The organism is Streptomyces sp. CB01580, assembly GCF_001905795.1.
Lineage (GTDB): Bacteria > Actinomycetota > Actinomycetes > Streptomycetales > Streptomycetaceae > Streptomyces.
In genome coordinates this window covers 1-19,856 of the sequence record NZ_LIXJ01000008.1, presented here as the reverse complement: position 1 = coordinate 19,856, position 19,856 = coordinate 1, and the positions used below count along the sequence as shown (strand labels likewise).

At 68.4% G+C, this 19,856-nt stretch carries 21 protein-coding genes and 1 pseudogene; 13 read left to right on the top strand and 9 right to left on the bottom strand.

Annotated features, from left to right (window positions below):
* Position 1 precedes the first annotated feature (1 nt).
* Entirely contained in the window at positions 2 to 1,057 is a 1,056-nt protein-coding gene (locus tag AMK22_RS14210; RefSeq protein ID WP_073784995.1) for a hypothetical protein, read from the top strand.
* Positions 1,058 to 1,179: 122 nt separating this feature from the next.
* Here AMK22_RS14210 and AMK22_RS14205 read toward each other — a convergent pair whose 3' ends face one another.
* Both AMK22_RS14205 and tatA read right to left on the bottom strand, forming a co-directional pair.
* The gene (locus AMK22_RS14205; RefSeq protein WP_073785294.1) at positions 1,180 to 1,758 is read right to left on the bottom strand and encodes a TerD family protein; all 579 of its coding nucleotides are present in this window, start codon (positions 1,756 to 1,758) and stop codon (positions 1,180 to 1,182) included.
* Positions 1,759 to 2,021: 263 nt separating this feature from the next.
* A complete protein-coding gene (gene tatA / locus AMK22_RS14200; RefSeq protein WP_073784993.1) occupies positions 2,022 to 2,339 on the bottom strand; it encodes a Sec-independent protein translocase subunit TatA in 318 nt (105 codons plus the stop codon).
* A gap of 138 nt (positions 2,340 to 2,477) precedes the next feature.
* Here tatA and AMK22_RS14195 point away from each other — a divergent pair, with 138 nt between their 5' ends.
* Positions 2,478 to 3,986, top strand: a complete 1,509-nt coding sequence (locus AMK22_RS14195) for an LCP family protein (protein ID WP_073784991.1) — start codon at positions 2,478 to 2,480, stop codon at positions 3,984 to 3,986.
* A 113-nt stretch (positions 3,987 to 4,099) separates the two neighbouring features.
* Here AMK22_RS14195 and AMK22_RS14190 read toward each other — a convergent pair whose 3' ends face one another.
* Positions 4,100 to 4,486, bottom strand: a complete 387-nt coding sequence (locus tag AMK22_RS14190; RefSeq protein ID WP_073784989.1) for a hypothetical protein — start codon at positions 4,484 to 4,486, stop codon at positions 4,100 to 4,102.
* A 257-nt stretch (positions 4,487 to 4,743) separates the two neighbouring features.
* Here AMK22_RS14190 and AMK22_RS14185 point away from each other — a divergent pair, with 257 nt between their 5' ends.
* From AMK22_RS14185 to AMK22_RS14175, 3 genes are all read left to right on the top strand, one after another.
* Positions 4,744 to 5,916 carry an ADP-ribosylglycohydrolase family protein gene (locus tag AMK22_RS14185; RefSeq protein WP_073784987.1) on the top strand — a complete coding sequence of 391 codons (1,173 nt, stop codon included), beginning with the start codon at positions 4,744 to 4,746 and terminating at the stop codon, positions 5,914 to 5,916.
* The gene (locus tag AMK22_RS14180; protein ID WP_079186143.1) at positions 5,916 to 7,346 is read left to right on the top strand and encodes an ADP-ribosylglycohydrolase family protein; all 1,431 of its coding nucleotides are present in this window, start codon (positions 5,916 to 5,918) and stop codon (positions 7,344 to 7,346) included. Before AMK22_RS14185 ends, AMK22_RS14180 begins: the two co-directional genes overlap by 1 nt.
* A 214-nt stretch (positions 7,347 to 7,560) precedes the next feature.
* Positions 7,561 to 7,995 (top strand): ankyrin repeat domain-containing protein, encoded by a 435-nt coding sequence (locus AMK22_RS14175; protein WP_073784985.1) that lies wholly within the window; start codon positions 7,561 to 7,563, stop codon positions 7,993 to 7,995.
* Positions 7,996 to 8,043: 48 nt separating this feature from the next.
* Here AMK22_RS14175 and AMK22_RS14170 read toward each other — a convergent pair whose 3' ends face one another.
* Positions 8,044 to 8,856 (bottom strand): thioesterase family protein, encoded by an 813-nt coding sequence (locus AMK22_RS14170; RefSeq protein ID WP_073784983.1) that lies wholly within the window; start codon positions 8,854 to 8,856, stop codon positions 8,044 to 8,046.
* A 109-nt stretch (positions 8,857 to 8,965) separates the two neighbouring features.
* On the opposite strand from AMK22_RS14170, the gene AMK22_RS14165 reads away from it, so the two are divergent.
* On the top strand, positions 8,966 to 9,331 hold the full coding sequence (locus AMK22_RS14165; protein WP_073784981.1) for a nuclear transport factor 2 family protein: 366 nt from the start codon (positions 8,966 to 8,968) through the stop codon (positions 9,329 to 9,331).
* Between the two features lie 318 nt (positions 9,332 to 9,649).
* Here AMK22_RS14165 and AMK22_RS14160 read toward each other — a convergent pair whose 3' ends face one another.
* The gene (locus AMK22_RS14160) at positions 9,650 to 10,372 is read right to left on the bottom strand and encodes an NUDIX hydrolase (RefSeq protein ID WP_073784979.1); all 723 of its coding nucleotides are present in this window, start codon (positions 10,370 to 10,372) and stop codon (positions 9,650 to 9,652) included.
* An 85-nt stretch (positions 10,373 to 10,457) separates the two neighbouring features.
* On the opposite strand from AMK22_RS14160, the gene AMK22_RS14155 reads away from it, so the two are divergent.
* The 4 genes from AMK22_RS14155 to AMK22_RS39160 all read left to right on the top strand — a co-directional run bounded on the left by AMK22_RS14155 (position 10,458) and on the right by AMK22_RS39160 (position 15,005).
* Positions 10,458 to 12,212 (top strand): hypothetical protein, encoded by a 1,755-nt coding sequence (locus AMK22_RS14155; RefSeq protein WP_073784977.1) that lies wholly within the window; start codon positions 10,458 to 10,460, stop codon positions 12,210 to 12,212.
* A complete protein-coding gene (locus AMK22_RS14150) occupies positions 12,209 to 13,126 on the top strand; it encodes a 5'-methylthioadenosine/S-adenosylhomocysteine nucleosidase family protein (protein ID WP_073784975.1) in 918 nt (305 codons plus the stop codon). The genes AMK22_RS14155 and AMK22_RS14150 overlap by 4 nt, the downstream gene beginning before the upstream one ends.
* Before the next feature lie 50 nt (positions 13,127 to 13,176).
* Positions 13,177 to 13,842 carry a hypothetical protein gene (locus AMK22_RS14145; protein WP_073784973.1) on the top strand — a complete coding sequence of 222 codons (666 nt, stop codon included), beginning with the start codon at positions 13,177 to 13,179 and terminating at the stop codon, positions 13,840 to 13,842.
* 938 nt (positions 13,843 to 14,780) lie between these two features.
* Positions 14,781 to 15,005, top strand: coding sequence for a hypothetical protein (locus AMK22_RS39160; protein WP_143203560.1), 225 nt, complete (start codon positions 14,781 to 14,783; stop codon positions 15,003 to 15,005).
* Between the two features lie 164 nt (positions 15,006 to 15,169).
* On the opposite strand, the gene AMK22_RS14140 is transcribed toward AMK22_RS39160, so the two are convergent.
* Complete coding sequence (locus tag AMK22_RS14140; protein WP_242433972.1) at positions 15,170 to 15,562, bottom strand: hypothetical protein; 393 nt, start codon at positions 15,560 to 15,562, stop codon at positions 15,170 to 15,172.
* A 48-nt stretch (positions 15,563 to 15,610) separates the two neighbouring features.
* On the opposite strand from AMK22_RS14140, the gene AMK22_RS14135 reads away from it, so the two are divergent.
* Entirely contained in the window at positions 15,611 to 16,693 is a 1,083-nt protein-coding gene (locus tag AMK22_RS14135) for an IS630 family transposase (RefSeq protein WP_199883216.1), read from the top strand.
* Positions 16,694 to 16,711: 18 nt separating this feature from the next.
* On the opposite strand, the gene AMK22_RS14130 is transcribed toward AMK22_RS14135, so the two are convergent.
* Positions 16,712 to 17,122 (bottom strand): RidA family protein, encoded by a 411-nt coding sequence (locus tag AMK22_RS14130; RefSeq protein ID WP_107430553.1) that lies wholly within the window; start codon positions 17,120 to 17,122, stop codon positions 16,712 to 16,714.
* Positions 17,123 to 17,651: 529 nt separating this feature from the next.
* On the opposite strand from AMK22_RS14130, the gene AMK22_RS14125 reads away from it, so the two are divergent.
* Positions 17,652 to 18,260, top strand: a complete 609-nt coding sequence (locus tag AMK22_RS14125) for a hypothetical protein (RefSeq protein ID WP_073784969.1) — start codon at positions 17,652 to 17,654, stop codon at positions 18,258 to 18,260.
* A 230-nt stretch (positions 18,261 to 18,490) separates the two neighbouring features.
* On the opposite strand, the gene AMK22_RS40055 is transcribed toward AMK22_RS14125, so the two are convergent.
* Positions 18,491 to 18,706 carry a hypothetical protein gene (locus AMK22_RS40055; protein ID WP_073784967.1) on the bottom strand — a complete coding sequence of 72 codons (216 nt, stop codon included), beginning with the start codon at positions 18,704 to 18,706 and terminating at the stop codon, positions 18,491 to 18,493.
* 728 nt (positions 18,707 to 19,434) lie between these two features.
* Here AMK22_RS40055 and AMK22_RS14110 point away from each other — a divergent pair.
* On the top strand, positions 19,435 to 19,719 hold the full coding sequence (locus tag AMK22_RS14110; protein WP_073784963.1) for a hypothetical protein: 285 nt from the start codon (positions 19,435 to 19,437) through the stop codon (positions 19,717 to 19,719).
* Here the strand turns inward: AMK22_RS14110 and AMK22_RS14105 are convergent.
* Positions 19,706 to 19,856: pseudogene (locus tag AMK22_RS14105) on the bottom strand (transposase); the annotation flags it as partial. The gene AMK22_RS14110 and the pseudogene AMK22_RS14105 overlap by 14 nt on opposite strands.

Genomic DNA, 19,856 nt, shown 5'->3' with positions numbered 1-19,856 from the left:
AATGGACCGGTCGTTCCGGCTGCGGGACGAGGACTCGGCGGACTACGCGGCGGTCCTGGACGAGGTCATCGAGTCGGCGGAAATACAGCGCCTACTGACCCGGTCTCCGCTGGGCGCCGGGGAGCTGCGCGTCAAGGGCCTGGCGGCGGCTCCCCGTGTCGCCGCGGCCGCCGAGGCCGAGTACCGGTCGTACGCCGAGCTGCGGCAACGGTCGCACCGCAGCGACGACGTACGGACCGACCGGACCACGTCCCCGTCCGGGCCGGGGCGCCAGGAACGCACCGGAGCGGGCCTGGTGCCCGTGGTGGCGGTCCTCACCCCGGTTCTGGCCGCCGTCGCCGCGGCCACGTTCCTACTGCTGGGATACGGACTGCGGCTCACCGACAGTCTGTCCACCACGGCGGACACCCTGGTCCACGCGGGCTGGATCAGCCTCGCTACGGCCGCGTCGACCGGCGTCATCGGCCTCGTCGCCCTCTACCGGACCGCCGCGGAGCACAAGGAATCCACTGCTGGCGGCCGTGCGGCCCCCTCCGGCGACCTCCGCCGGGCGAGGGAGGCATGGCTCGAAGCGCTGCGCGACGTCGGCATCAGGCCGTTCCTCGTCGCCCGGCTCCAGGAAGCACACGCGGATCCCGATCCCGGCCCCCGCGCAGGCTCGGGCCACCGGCCGCGATTCAGCAGCCCGGACTTCGGTCGGCCGCGATTCAGCAGCCCGGATTTCGGCCGGCCCGACTTCAGCAGCCCCGACTTCGCCGGACCGGGTAGCAGCGATCCGGACCCCGAAGGCCCGACACCGGACGGCCGAGGGCCCGACAGTCAGGACTTCATCCGCCCGGAGTTCAGCCGACCCGACTTCGGCCGGCCCGACTTCAGCAGCCCCGACTTCGCCGGACCGAGTGGCAGCGACCCGGACCCCGAAGGCCCGACACCGGACGGCCGAGGGCCCGACAGTCAGGACTTCATCCGACCGGAGTTCAGCCGACCCGACTTCAGAGGGCCGGACTTCAGCGGGCCCGACTTCAGTGGGCCGGGCCTCCCCGACACGCGCCGCTGACAACGACACGCCCGCCCGATGACAACGGCCGGTGCGGCGACGACAACGGATGCGGCCGACGGCGGCGCGCTCGTCCGACGACACATCGTCGGGCGAGCGCGCCGCCGTCGGGCAGGACGTCGTCAGACGATGTCCACGCCGTAGTCGACCGCGATACCGGCCAGGCCGGACGCGTACCCCTGTCCGATGGCCCGGAACTTCCATTCCCCGCCCCTGCGGTACAGGGCGCCGAAAACCATCGCGGTCTCACCGGCGGCGTCGTAGGAGAGTTCGTAGCGGCACATCTCACGACCGGTGAGGTTGTCGACCACACGGATGTAGGCGTCCTCGACCTGTCCGAAGTTCTGCCCGCGGTTCTGCGCGTCGTGGATGGAGACGATGAAGACGATCTGTCCGGTCTTCTCGTCGAGCCGGTCGAGGTCCACGAGAATCTGCTCGTCGTCGCCCTCGCCCTCGCCGGTCGTGTTGTCGCCGGTGTGCCGCACCGCCCCGTCCGGGCTCCGGAGGTTGTTGTAGAAGACGAAGTGCTGGTCGGAGACGGCCTTCTGATCCGGTCCGCAGATGATCGCGGACGCGTCGAGATCGAAGTCCGCGCCGCCGGCCGGACGCGCGTCCCAGCCCAGGCCGACGGTGACATCGGCGAGCGGCGTGCCGTCCTGGTTCAGGACGACGTTCTGACCCTTGGCGAGACTGACGCCCAACACTTCTGCTCTCCTTCGAGGCGCGCCGACGATGCGTCCGCCGGAGCGCCGGGGCTCCGCCGGGTGCGTGTCGGACTCACCATAGTTCAAAAGTTACGCAATTTTTGAAATGCCTGTACGGCGGGGACGCGCCCACGATCACCACACCCCGGCTCCGTGCGGGAGCACCCCGGACGAAGGCCCCTCGGATCACAGCCCCCTCGGGCGCAGACGCCGCACGGACTCGGGTACCCACGCACCGACGGAGCCGGACACCGCGCACATCAACGGGGCTCGGTGCTGTTCTCCACGACCGGACGCGCCGAGGCGGCGTCGCCCGGAGCCGAGCGAATGGTCCGGGACGCGGGCCCCCCGGCGGCACCCGCCCCGTCCGGAGCCGACGCGCCCGCCGCGTCCCCGGCCGCGGACGGGGCGGGCGAGGGCGCGTCCTCCTCCTTCATGGCCCTGGTCTCGCTCTTCAGAATGCGCAGCGACTTGCCCAGCGCCCGCGCACTGTCGGGCAGCTTCTTCGATCCGAACACAATGATGATCACAAGCACCACGATCAGCAGATGCCAGGGCTCCAACGCGTTGCGGAACACTCCGCCACCCCACTCTCTTCCCGATGACCCATGCGAGGAGCCATCCATCGGACACGCTTGCTACATTGCGCAACTGTACAACCATTGAGGCGGGGTCAGTCGCCCCCTTCCTGTGGCCGGAACCGATGGGGTGGACGCATGACAGACAGCCGCCAGGCTTCCCGGCGCCGTGCGCGCGCAGCGGCGGTACGTGGCCGACGACGCAGGCGGAGCAAGGGCCGCACGGCCCTCGCCGCCGCCGTCTCCCTGCTCGTCCTGGGAGCGGCCGGTGCCGGATGGGTCTACACGCGGCTCAACGGCAACATCAGCACCTTCAGCGCGGACGGTGTTTCCGGCGACCGGCCGCCCGCCTCCACCAAGGGGTCGAACGTCCTGGTGATCGGCTCGGACGCCCGGACCGGCGGCAACATCGCACTGGGCGGCGGGGACGCGGACGACATCGGCCGGTCCGACACCGCGTTCCTGCTGCACACGTACGCGGATCAGAAGCACGCCGTCGCCGTCTCGATCCCCCGTGACACCCTGGTCGACATCCCGCCCTGCAAACTGCCGGACGGATCCTGGACCGCCCCGCAGTCCGGCGCCATGTTCAACGCGGCCTATTCGGTGGGCGAGACGCCCGAGGGCAACCCCGCCTGCACCCAGAACACCGTGGAGAAACTCACCGGGCTGCGCGTCGATCACACCGTCGTCGTCGATTTCAAGGGTTTCGCGGCGATGACGGAGGCCGTGGGCGGCGTCCAGGTCTGCCTGCCGCAGGACGTCTACCAGCGCGACCTCAACCCCCATCGCCCCACCCGCGGCAAACGGATCTTCGCCAAAGGACCGCAAACGGTCTCCGGCCAGCAGGCGCTCGACTACGTACGTATCCGGCACGGCATCGGGGACGGCTCCGACATAGGCCGCATAAAGCGCCAACAAGCCTTTGTCGCGAGTCTGTTGAAACAGATCAAGAGCGACGGACTGACCCCGTCCAAACTGCTGCCGCTCGCGGACGCGGCCACCAAATCGATGACCGTCGACCCCGGGCTCGGCACCGCCGACAAACTCGTCGCCTTCGCGATGTCGATGAAGGACATCGATCTCCACAACACCAAGTTCGTGACCGTGCCCTGGAAGTACCAGGGGGCGCGCGTGGCGATCGTCCATCCGGACGCCGACGCCCTGTGGGCGGCGCTGCGGGCCGACCGCACCCTCGACGGCCAGGACGCCGGAGGGAGCGGGAAGAGCGGATCGGCCGCCTCGCCCTCGCCGGGCGCCGACGCGCCCGTCTCCGGCGCCGGTGTCTCGGTGGCCGTGCACAACGGCACCACCGTGCCCGGCCTCGCCGCCCGTGCCGCCGAGACGCTCAAGGGACACGGCTTCACCATCACCGAGGCCACGACCGCCGGTGTCCGCGACCAGGCGACGACGCTGATCGAGTACGGCCCCGGTCAGGAGGAACAGGCCGGAAAGGTGGCCCGGGTCTTCCCCGGCGCGCGACTCACCCCGGTGACGGCACCGGGCATCACCGCCCTGCTCGGCCGCACCTACGCGGACGAGCCGGAATCCCCTGCCTCACCGCCGCCGGCGCACGTCCCCGCCCAGGTCTCCGAGAACGCCCGCTCCGCCGACGACAACCCCTGTTCCGACCTCTCGTACGGCTGACCGACCGTCAGCGGCCCGTCCCGGCCCGGTACCGGGCAGCCGGAGCCCGGTACGAGGAAATCGCACCCCGGTACGGGACAGCCGGTCCCCCGGCGCGGGAAAGACCCGCCCGGTCATGGTCGTGCGTGGCCGCCCGGGGAGTCGGCCGTGAGGATCACCCGGTGCGGCTCCCCGGTGGTGTTCATGCTGAACTCCTCCACGATCGCGTGCGCGGCCCGCTCCGCCGTCTCGCCCGGCAGGCGCCCGTACTCGTACACCCGTGAGATCAGGAGCCCGGCGGCCAGCACGTCGTCGGGGACGCCGCGGCTCCACATGTCGGCCGCCCTGGCGTAGGTGGCGGCGACCGGTCCCGGCCGTTCCGCCAGGGCCAGCAGGGACGTGTGCACCGTCCGGCGTGCCTCGCCGTACGTCAGCCCACCCCTTCCGATGGCCGCCTCGCCGTAACCGGCCCGGTCCCGGGTCGGTGGGTGGAGTGTGATCTGCATCCAGTTCCAGGGCATGGCCGAAAGCGTAGAAGCAACCGGCGCTCCGCACGGGCCCGATCACCCGCCCGAGTGATTGTTCCGTACCGGACCGTGACCGGGGCGTCGACATCCGCGACCACCCGGCCGACAACCGCGACCGTAGCCCTCGACCGCCGTCGACGCCGATGCAGGGCATGGGCCCGGAGACGACCGGAACCGAGAACGACCCGACGCGCTCCGGCGCCTCCAGGCCCGCTTCAAAGCCCTCCCCCACGCCCGGAAGGAACCCCGGTATGACCACCCGGACCGATAGCGAACGAACCGTCACGACCTTGGAAGAACTCACCCTCGGGAGCCTCGTCGGTGCCGCCGTGGGCGACGCGCTCGGCGGCGCGGTCGAGGGCTGGGCCCCCGAGGCCATCGTCGAACGGCACGGCGGCCGGGTGCGCGGCATCGTGGAACCGTTCCACAAGGACGAGTGGCGGACCGCTCGCCCCCTCGCGCCGTTTCACAAGGGGGACGGCCATGTCACCGACGACACCTTGATGACGCACGCCCTGATCCGCGTCTACGAGAAGGTCCGCGATCACCTCGACGCCTACGCCGTCGCCGACCACCTGGTACCCGACCTGATCAGCCACACCCGCTGGATCCCGGAGCTGGAGGCGGAGGCGCTGCCGCTCCAGCGGATCTTCCTCGCGGAGAAGTGGATCGTCGCACGCATCCACTACGGGCACGTCGACCCGCGCGAGGCGGGCGTCGGCAACATCGTCAACTGCGGTGCGGCGATGTACATGGCGCCCGTCGGCGTGGTCGACGCGGGCAACCCGCTCGCCGCGTACCAGGAGGCGCTGGACGTGGCGGGGGCGCACCAGTCGTCCTACGGGCGCGAGGCGGCGGGGGTCCTCGCGGCCGCGGTGGCCGCTGCGTTCAAGCCGGACGCCACCCCCGCCTCCGTCGTCGAGGACGCCCTCGCACTGGCGAAGGACGGCACGAGGGCGGCCATCGAGGCGGTGTGCGAAGTCGCGGTCCGGTACGACGACTTCGAGGAGGCCCTGGTGCCGCTGAGACAGGCGGTGGCCCCCTTCGACACGGTCGGTCCGGAGTACCGCAGGCCGTCGCTGGGCGCCCGTCGCCCCTCGCGGCTGCACTCCATCGAGGAACTCCCCGTCGCCCTGGGCATGGTGCTGGTGGGCGGCGGCGACTTCCGGCACACGGTGCTCGGATCGGTCAACTACGGCCGCGACTGCGATTCGATCGCCACGATGAGCGGTGCGATCGTCGGCGCACTGTGCGGTGAACAGGCGGTGCCCCGTGAATGGAGCACCGAGGTCGCCCGGGCCAGCCGACTGGATCTGCGCGCTCCCGCGGCGTCCCTGGCCCGGGTCGCCCGCGAGGTGCACGCGCTCGACCTGGAGCGGCGCCGCGCCCACGAGGCGGCCTTCTCTGCGATCACGGGGTCCTGATGCTGCGTCTGACCTGGGTCCAGCCGGAGGACTTGATCGGGCACGAGCTGCGCCAGGCCGCACAGGACGGCCGGGACGCGACCGGAATCGCGCATCGCTGGGTCGCGGCGGGCGGCCGTCCGGCTCCCGACCGGGACGGCGCCTCCGCCCGGCCCGTCGCACCCGCACTGCGTGCGCTCGCCGAGGAGTTGCTCGATGAACTGGCACGGCTTCCGACCCCCCTGGCGGCGGCGGAACCCCCACCCGGCCCACTGCCCACCGTCCCCCCGGGCCCGGACGCGCCACGGCGTACGGAACCGGCCCCGCGCGGGGCGAGCCGCGCATGTGGGGCCGTCGTCGCACGCACGGAGCTCGACCGGCTGCACGCGGCCTGGCTGGGCAGGGCGGTCGGCTGCCTGCTGGGCAAATCCGTGGAGAAGATCCCGCTTCCCGGCATCCGCGCCATCGGCAGGTCCACCGGCAACTGGCCCCTGCGCACCTGGTTCACCGAGCGGGACCTGGATCCGCGGATCGCGGCGGCCCACCCGTGGAACCGCAGGTCCCGCCCCACCTCCCTGGCCGAGAACATCGACGGCATGCCGGAGGACGACGACCTCGACTACCCGCTTCTCAACCTTCTGCTGCTCCGGCGTCACGGCCACGGCTTCAGCACGGACGACGTGGCGCGCCTGTGGCTGGAGGAACTGCCCGCCGGCCGCACGTTCACCGCGGAGCGCGTCGCCTACCGCAACCTGCTGGCCGGGCTGGAGCCCCCGCTGACGGCCACGTACCGCAATCCGTTCCGCGAGTGGATCGGCGCGCAGATCAGGGCAGACGTCTTCGGCTGGACGAACCCGGGTAATCCCGCGCGAGCCGCCGAACTCGCCCGCAGGGACGCGATGCTGTCGCACACGGCGAACGGTGTCTACGGCGAGATGTTCGTGGCGGCGGCCATCGCGCACGCGGCCGGCCCCGCTCCCACCACGGTCCACGACACGCTCACCGCCGCTCTGGCCCACGTCCCGCCGAACTCCCGTTACGCACAGGCCATCCGCTTCGGCATCGAGACCGCGCGGGCCGAGCCCACCGGCACCCCGGCCGGCTTCGATCGGGTCGTCGACGCACTGCACGCCCGCTACGCCCCCGACCACCACTGGGTGCACGTGCTGCCGAACGCCGCTCTGCTGGCAGCCGCTCTCACCCACGCGGACGGGAACTTCGCGGGTGCCGTCTGCCGCGCCGTGTCCGGCGGTTGGGACACGGACTCCAACGGCGCCACGGCCGGTTCGATCACCGGCCTGCTGGCGGGCGGCCCGGACGCACTCGGCGAACACTGGACCGCCCCACTGAAGAACCGCCTCGCCACCGGCATCGGCGACTTCGACGGCATCGGCTTCGACGAACTTGCCCGACTCACCCTGGAGGTCCGGGAATCCGAGGAGAGGGCCTGAGAACGCCCACGAGGTGATCTCCGAAGAGGCCGGGTCACACTCCGGAACTCGGACGCGCGGGGCTCCCGGAAGCAACCACCGCGCCCTTCAGCGGGCCGGCAGCCTCCCGGGCGGCGCACTCGACGACGACGCCTGCCGCACCTCGCGGCGTTGCCGGAAAGCCCCCATGCATCCGGCACCACCGATCACGGGACAGCCCTTAACCTCGGCAACCATGAAGCGAAGAAAGCAGAAGAAGCTGTCGGGACAGCTCGTCACGGCCGCCTCGTTCGGTGACGCCGACGACGTGGAAGCGCTCCTGCGCAGGGGAGCCCGCCCGGAGGCGGCCGACGCGTACGGCTCGACTCCTCTGTACGCGGCGGCCGTTCGAGGGGCCGCCGATGTCGTCCGCCGACTGCTGGCGGCCGGAGCCCCGCCCGACGAGGAGAGCGGGTACCTCACGGAGGGCACGCCGTTGTGCGCGGCCGCGTGTTGGGGGCACACCGAAGCGGTACGCGAACTCCTCGCCCACGGTGCCGATCCCGATCTCCGCGAGGACCACGGGACGGGCCGCTCCCCGCTCGAATGGGCGCGGGGCGGCCCGTACCCGGAGACGGTCGCCGTGCTGCTCGCCGCGGGGGCCACTCCTCACGAGGGCTCCCTCCCGTAGCCCGTGGACGGGCCGCCGAGAGGGAACCGTCCTCGCGCGTCACATCCCTCAGGGGGTTTCCAACGGCCTCACGGTGAGTATCTGCTGGGCCTGTCCGACGGGTCCGTGGACGTCGTGGAGGACGGTACTGGTGAGGCCGTGCCCCTCGGCGCCGAAGACGACGGAGGTGTCCAGACCGGCCCAGCCGCCCCGTGGTTGACGATGCAGATGAATGGTCAGGTCGACGTTCGGGAACATCCACTTCCCGGGCGGCTGACGTACCGCGACACCATTGGCGGTGTCGACGAGGCCCACGTAGGACGCCAGCGGACTCGCCTCCTCACCGGTCACGAGGGGCCTGCCGGTCGACACCCAGGTCCTGGCCCGGCCGGGCTGCGGCGGGTCGACGGCCCGCACGTCGAGCGAGGCGATGAACCCGCCGGGCCAGACCGAGGCCATCGGCCACGGCTCCACCCCGTCGGGATGGGGCAGCGCCTCGGCCTCGCCCCCGGCGACGGAGGCGGTGTCGCCCGCCGCGAGCAGCCAGGCGCGGGCGCGCACCGTGGACCGCCCCGCGATGGCCACGGTGGCCTCGACCAGCTCGATGGTGCGGCCGGGGCGGATCGTCTCGACGTGGATCTCGGTGTCGTCGAGGGCGATGCGGCCGAGGATGTCGTAGCTGATGCGGCTCAGGTGCAGTTCCGGCCCCGTACGACCGCGGGCGGACAGGAAGCGCTCGATGGCGTGGACGACCAGCCCGCCGAGCGGACTGAAGTGCTGTTCGTCCGACTGCCAGGCGCCACCGGCGTGCACGGTGGGCCGGTAGGTCCGTTCGTCGATGCGCTCGAAGTAGCCGGCCGGGGGAACGTCCGAGGGGTGCAACTGGCCTCCTGCGTCCGGTGACGGAATGATCACTTGCAGGGTACGACCACGTCGTCCGGCCGAGGAAAGGGAGGGTGCCGAAAGGGGCGACGGCCCCTAGGGTTTCCGCATGACGGATGAGAATGAGCGGTTCGTTCAAGCGGCCATCGACGGGGAATTGCGGCTTCTCGACCCTGCGGTACGCGCGGTCTCCGACCGTGTCCTGGAGCTTCTGGACCCGGAGTTCACCGAGTTCGGCGCTTCGGGACGGCGATGGGACATCGAGTCGATCCTCGCGGTCACCAGTGGCGACACCGTGTCGCCGGAGTCCCCTGTCGAGGTCAGCGAAATGTCGGGAGTCGTCCTTGCCCCGGGCATCGTCCACCTGACGTACTTCGCCGACGCCCAGGGCCGACGGGCACGGCGAAGCTCCCTCTGGCGCCTGACGGAGACGGGCTGGCGTATGTACTTCCACCAGGGAACCCTCGTCGACTGAACAGGAAAGCCTCGCCGGCTGAACTGAACGCGGCCGACGCCCGGAACTCCGACGGGCGACTCGCCGGCGTCTTCACCCAGGACAACAGCCGCGAGGACACCGTCACCGGCACTCCGCAGGGCACCCGACCCACCCCAGCCACCGTACCCGCCACTGCCCGGAACCCGTGCAGGCTCCGAACCCTCCTCGTTCACCTCACGGGTTCCCAGAACCGGAGCGGAGCACGGCTCATTCGCCCGTCGACCGATTGCGGGGCCTCCCCCTCCTGGAGCGGCCCCGCGTCCCTGCGTCGATCCCGAAACCTCGAGATTTGGCCAACTACGCTGGCTGCCCGCCGATGCGCAGGAGTGGTGGGCTCAACACCCATGCACTTCCTCTGCGGTAGAGCGCGGCTGGGCGACCGGTCGAGGGCATCCTCTGTTCGCCCGTGGCCTCCACGAATCCTGTGGTCCTCAGTACCTTGCGTCGAAAGTTGCTCGGGTCCAACGACTGCCCCCAGACGACTTCATAGACCGTACGCAACTCGCTGAGGGTGAACTCCGAGGCACAGAAGGCCGTGGCGACAGGGGTGTATTCGAGTTTGCGCCGGACCTCCTCCAAAGCCTCGGCGAGGATCTCAGAATGATCGAATGCCAACCTCGTCCTGTCCCGGTCGAGCTCCTCTACAGGTGCCCAGTAGGCGCGTTCCGCATCGGTGCCGCCCACGGGCACAGGCAGGTTGGGCCCCAGAGCGAGGTATGCGACGGTGACCACTCGCCCTCTCGGGTCCCGTCCGGGATCACCGTAAGCACCCAGCTGCTCCAGGTGCAACAGCCCACCGTCGATGCCGGCTTCCTCCCCCAACTCGCGCAGCGCCCCTTCCCGCAAGGTCTCGCCCTTCTGGACATATCCGCCGGGGAGTGCAGGCCGGCCGAGGAAGGGCTCCACCCCCCGGTCGATCAGGAGCACCATCAGGCAGTCGCCCCGCAGCGTGAAAATCGCCAGGTCCACCGTCACCCACGAGGCCTCCACCTCATCGGAGTCTTTCAGCCAGTCATCCACGAGAACCCCTAAAGGTCACATTGACTTGAACACTCTCGCCACTTATGGTCACGTAGACCTTAACTCCAGGAGGTGAGGGCAGGGCATGGCCACTCCCCCCGTACCACCCGCAAAGGTTTCCGGCGACGAACTCACTGCTGCAACACGCCATTTATGCGCGGGTCCATACGTTGACGAACATTTCCGCGACCTCGTGATCGACAAGGTCTGCACGTCGCCGCACCGCAGGGTCGCCCCGTCCTACGGCTTCGACATAGTCCCTGTCATGCGCCACGCGTGGCGGGCTGCCGCCCTTACGACTGTTCTGCGCGTCACGCTGCTGGGGTCCGTGATCGCGCCAGCATGCGCAGGCGCCCTGCCTGCGAGCGCTCTCGTGGCATGTGGCCTCGCCCTCCTGTGGCTGCTCCGCCTGACCTTGCTCATACACCGGGGTGACCGCGAGCCCCGGAGCGACGGAAAGCCCGGACGCCGCAACAAGGAACTGCAGTACCGTCATCGGCGCCGTCTCCAACGGATCCTCCCGCGAAGGAAATCGGAGAAGTCGCAGGCGCTACAACGCGTCGGAGGTATCGCCCTCGGTCTGGCGACGACCGGCCTCGTGATCGGACTCATCCACCCCCATCACGTCACCACGGCCCTTCGCATGGGGGCGGGCATCGTGCTCATGTGCCTCGCCATCGGAGCGTTGCGTCAACTGCAGCTCAACCGGATTCTTCGGGCACCGACTCTGCGCCCCGGTCGCCTGTCCCGCCGGCAGCGGGTGGCCGACGTTCAGCAGAGGGACGTGCACACCGTGTATCGCCGTCCCCGCCACAGCCAGGACGAGGGTGCAGCCGACGATGATCTGACCGTGTTCACCCTCTTCGGGGAGGAGTCACCATTCATCGGTGCCGGAGAGATCGTCTACCAATGGAACCCACCCATGAGCGTCCAACTCCTGCGTCCTGTCGAGGACGATGACGCCCCTTTGCACGAACGGGAGCACCCTGTACCCCCGTTCCAGGCCCACGAGCTCGTCGAGCACCTGCGCGACGCGGTCCACCTGCTGAACACAGACAGCCGCGATGTTCGCCTGCCCGCCCAAGTCAGGGACCGCGTCTATGTCTCCGAGACCGACGTGGCAACCGATCGGTCCCTACTCCCCCAGAAGCTCACCGACGTGGATCTGCGGGAGATCATCAACACACCGGGATCGAGGGGCCATCATTTCCTTGAGGTCACGACACCGCTGGAGGGCGCGGAGTACGTCGCGACCGTCCTGCTCCACGTCAGCGTACGGGGACGGACCCTGATAATCTCCACGGCGGCGTGCGTGCTCGCACACACACCGAGATCCTTCCAACGGACAGCCGAGTTCGGCCAGCACGGCCTCATCGCGATCGTATGGGCTGCTTTCCGTGAACTGTCCACTCTACCCCGGCAAGTCCAGCACTCGTGGCGGATCATCCTTTATCTCCGCGCCCTGATCAAGGCCGCCATCCTCCCGCCGGATCTCACTTCCACGCCGATACGCAACGTCCTCATCGGCAGTCGCGTGAGCATCCGGGAGCAATCGGCCCAGGCGTGGTCCAGGGTGCAATTGGAGAAGACCGACATCCTTGGCCGGATGAAGACGATTGAACAACGTCTACTCCGGGCGGCAGGCGACTTCCTGCTGGCCAAGGACGTGGACGCGTCAGAGTTCAACAATCGAGCACTCAAGATCATCAATAGCGGGATCTTCAACTTCGGCGACAACAACACCATCAGTAACAACGCCGTAGGCGATGCAGCCCAAGTCGGCGCACCGGCGCACCCTTCCACGGGGACCGACAGCCCCAGCGACGGAGGAACTCCGTGAACACCAACCGAGGCATCAGCTCCCACGGAAATGGCAACACCATCAGCAACAACGCCGTGGGCAACCACGCCCGAGTCATCGCGACGCCTCCCGCAGAACGAATCGGCGCACCGGTGACCGGCTCCATGGCACAAACAGATCGAAGCACATGGGACATCGGGATCGTCACCATCCTTAGCGAGGAACTGCGCGCACTGTGCGACGAGTTGAAACTCGAACGGCACAAAGAGCCAGGTGGCCTCTACTTCTACCGCGGAGAACACTCCACTCCGGACTCAACAGTCCGCATCGTCGCCACTCAGACTCAGAGTCAGGGGCAACGGTCGACCATGGCCGCCTTGGAGAATCTGCGACGCCAGTACGCGCCTCGGCTCTGGGCTCTCGTCGGCGTGGGGGGAGGTATTCACGACGAGCACGCCTGCATCGGGAACGTCATCATCTCGACCGAGGTCGTCTACTACGAGAACCGCAAGATCAATCCGCTCGGTGACGTCCGCAGGCGTGGCGAACACCGGCAGGCCCCGGCCCAGGTGGTGCATGCCGTGAACGCGTTCTTCGCCGAGTACGGCACCCCCGCCCGTATCCACGGTCAGCTTGCCTCGCAATCCTCGCAGGAATACTCGGTGTATCCGGGGCTGATCGGCTCCGGTGAGGCAGTCATCGCCGACCGCGACAGCGACATCCGCCGATACCTCGCGCACTACAACGAGAAGGTACTGGCGGTGGACATGGAAGCGGGCGGCTTGAGCCAGTACTGGCAGGAGAACTCCATCCACGACGAGATGAACCCCGGCTGGATCGTCGTCCGAGGCGTTTCCGACAATGCCGACGAAGAGAAGGGACACGCACACCACGAACTCGCAGCCCGAAACGCCGCCCATGTTCTGCGGCTCCTGCTGCCCTTCCTCTGCTGACGCAATCGATGCCCCGTCGTATGCGACCCGACACCGGAAGAGGGCTCCACATGAACGACTTTCTGATAGGGATCCTCGGCTCTCTGGCAGCCAGCGCTATCCTCCTCGTCCTCGGCTTGCTGCGTGGCGCCCGTCCCATGTGGTGGCTGGTCGCCGCCTGCTCCCGGTACACGAGGACCGGGCTCGGGCGCGTCTACCTTCACCAGTCCTCCGCCGAACAGGACCTCGCTCGCGACCTGCAACGAGCCCGCTGGGTCAAAGTCCTGGCAGGCCGAGGAAACGTGCTCACCCGTGAGGTCTTCTCACCCTTGTGGTCGGCAGAGCCTTCCCCGCAGTCCGTCCAGATCCTGTTGCCCGACCCCGATCACCGAGAGGACTCGTGGCTCGATAGGCGCTCTCAGGAGGTCTCTCGGTTCGACCCAGGCTTCACCCGAGGCCTGCTCAGAAACCAGGTCCGAACGAACATCGACTATTTGGCCCGAGTGACACAGGCGAGGGACGGAATCGAACTGCGCACCTTCAATCTGCCGAACAACTGCCGTGTGATCGCGACGGACCGTGCCGCCTACCTCACTTTCTACAATGCGTCGGCACACGGCAGAAACTCTCCGTGCCTCTACGCCCGGGCGCCTGGCATTCTGTACACCGCTGCCCTGCGCCAGTTCGACGCGACCTGGACACACGCCACACCGGCTCTCCCGACATCCCTCCCCTGACGAACCGGGAAAGCGGAAGCTCGTCGCGGACTCCCGGTCCAGGGAACCCGCCAACGGAGCAACTGGCCGGCGGGCCCGTCAAGCGCGAGGGGCGTCGCACTCGGATCGGGCTCACCCTCAGCCGCTAGGACGAGAAAGACGTACAGCCCGATGAAGACCGTCTGGGAGCGCTACGCCACCCGAGCGCCTCGTCATAGGCGCATAGCGCCTCGCGATCCGCTCGGACGGAAGCCGGATTGAATCACATCGACCTCAGTGGCGTCAGTGACCCTGAATGGCGCCCGATACCCCGGCAGCCACGAAACCGTGTCAGCAGGACCTCACGGCTGTCTCGAACGATACCCGCCTGATGTGGTGGGCCTTCAGAATGAGCGTCGCACGAGCGTCAACAACCCGATGCCCGCGTGGACACGCGGTGTGCCACCATCGGCGCGCCCGCCTGAAACCTCAAATCAGGCGGGTACGCGGATAAGCCCCATGCTTCACCTGTTGGACGAGTGGGAACAGGTCGAGCAGGCAAGGGATACCACGAAACCGCAGGCCGGGGCCCTTACTTCACCGGTTCGAGAATCGCCACGCACTCCACATGATGCATCATCGGAAAGATGTCAGAAGTGGGGTTCCTGGGCGTAACCGCAGGTCAGATGGCATTTTCGACTCCACCGAAGGGCCCCTTGAACACTCGGAGCGTCAAACGAGCGTCAAGGCCGAGATATGCGTTGGCCTCCGTTCCTGAGACCCATCCAGCGCAGTGCCGCACGGGTGACGGCCGTCCATCTCAGCCGTGACCCAGTCTCCGGCAGGGCTCCGGCTGGCATCGGTGTGCAGTCGAGCCATGACCGCATGACCCTCGAATGCCAGAGGCAGCTCTGATCGTCAGGCTTTGTCAGTGGGCGGGTCTAAAGTCAGTGGCACCTTCGGTTAGGGCAGCAGGTGGGGTGAACCAGTTGGGGTTGCCGGGTGGCAGGGCCGACAAGGCGGGAAACCTGTACGAGGACTGGTGGACGGCGCTGCGGGTGGCGGACTTGCTTACAGGCAAGGCATCCGCGATCCGTCTGGAACCTCCTGGCCGCGCCGGTGAGGGCATCGAGTTCGAAGTCGATGAACCGGACGGGCCGTGGTGCGAGCAGGCCAAGGACGTGCCGGGACCTCCCCCTGAGTAGTGGACACGCTGATACTGGATCTGCTTGAGGTCGTCCGACCCGTACGCGTGGGGAGCGACCGCGGAGCCATCCCCGCGCGGGCGGGGAGCACCGCGGACGTCCGTGCCTGCTGTGTACCGAACCCCGCCCAACATGACGAGACGTCAGCAACGGGCGTCAGCCGACTAGGCCGAAGTCCTGACCGAAGAGGGCGCGCTAGTGCTGCTCCGCGCAAGTTCGTGGAGGGGGCAGGTTGCCGGGCTGTTGAGGTAGAGTCCGCAGGCGCAGTCGAGGCATTCCTCCGGGCTGCCGACCGGGAGGCCGGAGGATAGTACGTTCTCGGCGTAGCCGTCTCGGCTGGCGAGGTAGAGCGCGAAGCCCCAGGTGTGCAGGACACCCGCGAAGCGCAGGCGGCACAGCGGCAGCTGTTCCCCGTTGTTCAACTCGCCGTTGACGTAGGCGAACCCGGCCCGGAAGCTGACATGGACTCGGGCCAGCTGCGGCCAGCGCTCGTGAGCGCGGGTGTTCAGCCGCTGGCGCAGGTGGTGCTGCATGGACTCGGGCGGGTTCTTCGGCACGGCCCCATCCTGCCGCCTGTGGCCGGTCTTCCACCATGATCACTGATCATGGTGGAAGGCTCGGGGCGGTGTGCGGCGGTGCCGGTGGCGCTGGACGAGGAGACGCGCGGTGTGCTGCAGCGGATCGCCTCCTCGGCGAAAGCGCAGGTCAGGCAGGTGCTGCGGGCCAGGATCGTGCTGGTCGCAGCCGATGGGGCGGGTAACGCGGCGATCGCGCGGCACCTGGCGGTGAGCGTGAATACCGTCCGGAAGTGGCGTGGACGGTTCGCGGAGCGCGGGCTGGACGGCCTGAAGGATGCCGGGCGCTCGGGCCGGCCGCGCCGCTACGACGACCTGGTGCGCGTGGCGGTGGTCGCCGCGGCCACCAGTACCCCGCCCGGGCCCGCCGCCACCTGGACCCATGCGGCGATCGCCGCCCAGGTGGCGGGCACTGTCTTCGCCCCGATATCCGCCTCTCAGGTCGGCAGGGTCCTGGCCGGCCTGGACCTCAAGCCGCACAAGGTGACCGGGTGGCTCACGCGGCGCGACACCCCCGACTTCTGGGACCGCGTCCGCGACATCTGCGCCCTTTACCGCACTCCGCCGAAAGGCACGATCGTGCTGTCCATCGACGAGAAGACCGCGATCCAGGCCCGCGAGCGCCGCTACCCCTCCCAGCCCGCCGCACCAGGCCGAGCCACCCGCCGCGAGTTCGAGTACCGCCGCCACGGCACCGCCTCCATCGTTGCCGCCCTGGACATCACCACCGGGCAGACCCTGATCGAGACCATCCAGCGCAACAACGCCGCGACCTTCACCGCCTTCCTGGACCGGCTCGACCGGATCCTGCCGCGCGACAAGGACATCCACATGGTTCTCGACAACGGCTCCGCGCACACCGCCAGGCACACCAGGGCGTGGCTGGCCGCCCACCCGCGCTGGCACGTCCACTGGACCCCGCCCCATGCCTCCTGGCTCAACCAGGTCGAGCTCGTTTTCTCCGCACTGACCCGCGCCATCCTGCGCAACGGCGGCTTCACCAGCCGTAACGACCTGATCGAGAAGATCGATGCCTGGACGATCCGGCGCAACGAACACGCCCGCCTCTTCCGCTGGACCTACCAGGGCACCCCACTCAAAGAAACGGCCTGACGATTCACGGGAGCGCGGTCAGCCGGGCAGAGCCGCTGTCAGGTCGACCTCGACCAACTGCCCGGCGAAACCGAGCCGGGCGACTCCCAGCAGCGTGCTCGCGGTCGTGAACGCCGGCCCTGCGACCGAATCGGTCAGGCGCCGCCAGGCGGCGCCCAGAACCGCGACATCCTCACTGACCACATAGATCACCGAACGGACTACGTGATCCGGCCTGGCGCCCACCGCACTCAGGGCCGCGACGGCGTTCGCTGCCACCTGGTCGATCTGCGAGTCCAGATCACCCGGTCCCACCAGCGTCCCTGCACGGTCAAGCGGGCACTGCCCCGCCAGAAACGCCGTCCGGCCCGCCTCCACGACGGTGATGTGGTGATACCCCGGAGTCGCATGGAGCTGAGGGGGATTGATGCGCGTGATCTCGGCCGTCATACGCGCGAGTCTCGCGACGTGGCCAACACAGCGCATCACATTTTCCGCAAGCCCACCCCATCGCCGGAACCCGCAACCACCGACCGTGAACCGCCCTCCACGAACTTGCGCGGAGCAGCACTAGTACGCGACTTCCGGTTCGCGCTTCATCCAGATGTTGCCGGTGGGGGTCTCCGTTGTTGCGTTGTCGGACCATCCGGCCTGTTTCCGCTGCGCTCTTCGATATGCACGACGAATGAAACGCCTTACCTCGCCCCCCGAAGGCGCTATGGGTGATATCTACCGTAAACTCTCTTTTAGTTCCTCCGCGCCACCCAACGCACCGAAATGCAACCGCCATTTGATCCCCAACACCATGACGAGGGACACTATCTGGCGGATGCGTGTTCCCGACCGAGCGGGACTCGCTTCGGCATCCTCCCGTGCAGGTCATCGGAGGCCATTGACCCAACGACTACTGGGCAGTTGACCTCCGGGTTTCGTGGTAGCGTCCTCGTTCGGAGGGACAGAGCAACCTGAAAGGGAAATCGTGAACACGGAGAAGATCGCCGCTCGCCGCCTCTCATTGGAAGAGGTGACGAAGCTCGACATGAAGGACAGGCTCTTCGTTTCCGCCGACACGGCAGAACTCAAGCTTCCCGGCTGCTATGTCCCTGCTTTTCTGACCAAGTCCGGTGAGGATTTCGAGGGTGGCTCGATCACGGCGAGAACCGTATTCCAGGAAGAGGTCTCCTGCCTTCCCGACGACGAGAATGAAGCCGGAATCTACTTGGCCGACGAGAACGGCTCGGTGACCATCGAGGTCCTCCAGTCCGCCGGCGTCGTGCTGGACCTGGCACTTTTCGTCCCTAGTGGGGACAAGGGGGCCCTCACGGCCCTTTACGCTGCGGCCCGGCAGGCGTTCGGCGCCGACATCGTGCAGATCTGGCGCCAGGGCCTCAAGGAGGTTCCCGACGTGAAGGTCGACATCTTCGAGGAGCAGATTCCCCGGGGGCGCAAGGGGAGCGACAGCCCCAAGCGTGACCGTCGCGCGATCGACACCTACCCCACCCGTGCGGACTTCATCGAGTTCACCGCGGGGTGGAAGCCGGTCGTTGAGATTCACAGGCCGATTGTTGACGACACCCCGACCATCTGAGGCGGCGTTGCCTCTCGTTCTCGGCCTGAGAGAACGCCGAGAACGCATGCGCCGCACCCGGTCGACCCCTGAGCGGCCCAGGGAGTCGTCGAAAAATAACTCACGAACGCCGAAGCGCCGTTCCACTCGATGACCTCGTGAGACAGCCCGCCTGACCAAGATCAAAGCCTCAAGTTATTCTGCGACAGCTCTCAGGGCTTCGGCGTAGTCGAGTGACGTCCACTTCGTGCTCAGGCAAGGCCGAGGAGCGTGAGGGGTCGGCGGGCGTCACGCGCATTGCGGCGACGGCCGGAGGCGATGTTCTTCGCGCCGTTCAGTCGCAGGGGGCGACCGCAAGGTTGCGTCAGGTCGCCATAGCGCGGGGTGCACTGTCGGTCCACCACCGCGCACGCGGTCAGGTCGAGGACGACGGCCAGCGCGTGCCGCACTCCTCGCAGCCGGATCATCTGCTATCAGCCCGAACGCCCAGCCCAGCCGCTCATCCCAGGCGCGGGGAGGGTCCGCGGACCACCCGGCGCTCTGGCCTCGGAAGGACTGCTTTCTGCATGTGCGGGGGTGGTCCGATGGGTGCCCCCGCGGGCGCGGGGGCGACGGGTGGTCCTGGAGCGGGACGACGCGGCCAAGCGGACCATCCCCGTACGCGTGGGGAGCGACAGATCACGCACCAGGACACGCTGTCCTCGCTGCAGTCCGAACCGTACGCGTGGGGAGCGACCGGGAGTGTTCAGGGCCGCTGGTCCGACCCGCCCCCCTCAAGGCGCCCCGGCCGATCGCCAGGACCCAGTCGGGGCAGCGCGACCAGTGACCTCGGGCGAAACTGACTCACCCCGGTTCGACCCGATGTGCTGCGGATCTGGCGACCACCACCCCATGCCAGCGCGGTCAGCGGCGCAGCCGACCTCCCCGACGACATCGCCGTCCGCCGTTGCCCGGACCAGCGACGTGTACAGGAGTGTCACCACGGCTACGCCAGCCAACAAGGCAACCCAGGCAGCCGGGTCGCGGTACGCGAGGTACCCGACGAACACTCCGGCGAGGAGAAAGACGAGGTAGCGGTAGGTGCGGTCCGAGACCTCGAAGACGTACGGCCGCGAAGCGCATCTAAGGTTCTGCCACGACCTCACATGAGCGTCAGCCGCACTTGCCCTCGCACCGCAGTAAGGGGACACCTGGCATGAACGCCAGCAACATCGATCTCGAAGTCCTTCACCATGACTTGGAGACCAGTGAGAAGAACGCGTACGTGCGGGCGCTAGCCGTGAGAACGGAGGCAGGGTGGGAGCTCCACCACTGCTGGGCGCTCATCGGCGCTCAGCCGCCCAAGTGGTCCGAGGACCTGTGGGAGTACCAGGACTACGCGTTCATCGCGAGGCGAGTGCCGGCAACGAAACTGGCGGTACTCACCTCGCGTGAGACCGGCTCGATATTCACTGTCGGACCCCTTGCCAGCGGTCGCTGATCTGGACCGCGGCGGGCAGGGCTCGGCGGACCGCCTCGGCGTAGATGGCCGATCCGTCCCGGCACACGGCCTCGACGCCCGGATGCCCGCGTAGCCAGGCTTCCAGAGTGGCGGCCTCGCGGCCGGGCAGCACCTCG

Excerpts from the sequence above, each read along its gene's own strand:
- AMK22_RS14190 (WP_073784989.1), bottom strand. The coding sequence starts at position 4,486 with ATGCCCTGGAACTGGATGCAGATCACACTCCACCCACCGACCCGGGAC.
- AMK22_RS14180 (WP_079186143.1), top strand. The coding sequence starts at position 5,916 with ATGCTGCGTCTGACCTGGGTCCAGCCGGAGGACTTGATCGGGCACGAG.
- AMK22_RS14175 (WP_073784985.1), top strand. The coding sequence starts at position 7,561 with ATGAAGCGAAGAAAGCAGAAGAAGCTGTCGGGACAGCTCGTCACGGCC.
- AMK22_RS14145 (WP_073784973.1), top strand. The coding sequence starts at position 13,177 with ATGAACGACTTTCTGATAGGGATCCTCGGCTCTCTGGCAGCCAGCGCT.
- AMK22_RS14165 (WP_073784981.1), top strand. The coding sequence starts at position 8,966 with ATGACGGATGAGAATGAGCGGTTCGTTCAAGCGGCCATCGACGGGGAA.
- AMK22_RS14185 (WP_073784987.1), top strand. The coding sequence starts at position 4,744 with ATGACCACCCGGACCGATAGCGAACGAACCGTCACGACCTTGGAAGAA.
- AMK22_RS14195 (WP_073784991.1), top strand. The coding sequence starts at position 2,478 with ATGACAGACAGCCGCCAGGCTTCCCGGCGCCGTGCGCGCGCAGCGGCG.
- AMK22_RS40055 (WP_073784967.1), bottom strand. The coding sequence starts at position 18,706 with ATGATCCGGCTGCGAGGAGTGCGGCACGCGCTGGCCGTCGTCCTCGAC.
- AMK22_RS14210 (WP_073784995.1), top strand. The coding sequence starts at position 2 with ATGGACCGGTCGTTCCGGCTGCGGGACGAGGACTCGGCGGACTACGCG.
- AMK22_RS14135 (WP_199883216.1), top strand. The coding sequence starts at position 15,611 with ATGGTGGAAGGCTCGGGGCGGTGTGCGGCGGTGCCGGTGGCGCTGGAC.
- AMK22_RS14110 (WP_073784963.1), top strand. The coding sequence starts at position 19,435 with ATGAACGCCAGCAACATCGATCTCGAAGTCCTTCACCATGACTTGGAG.
- AMK22_RS14130 (WP_107430553.1), bottom strand. The coding sequence starts at position 17,122 with ATGACGGCCGAGATCACGCGCATCAATCCCCCTCAGCTCCATGCGACT.
- AMK22_RS14155 (WP_073784977.1), top strand. The coding sequence starts at position 10,458 with ATGGCCACTCCCCCCGTACCACCCGCAAAGGTTTCCGGCGACGAACTC.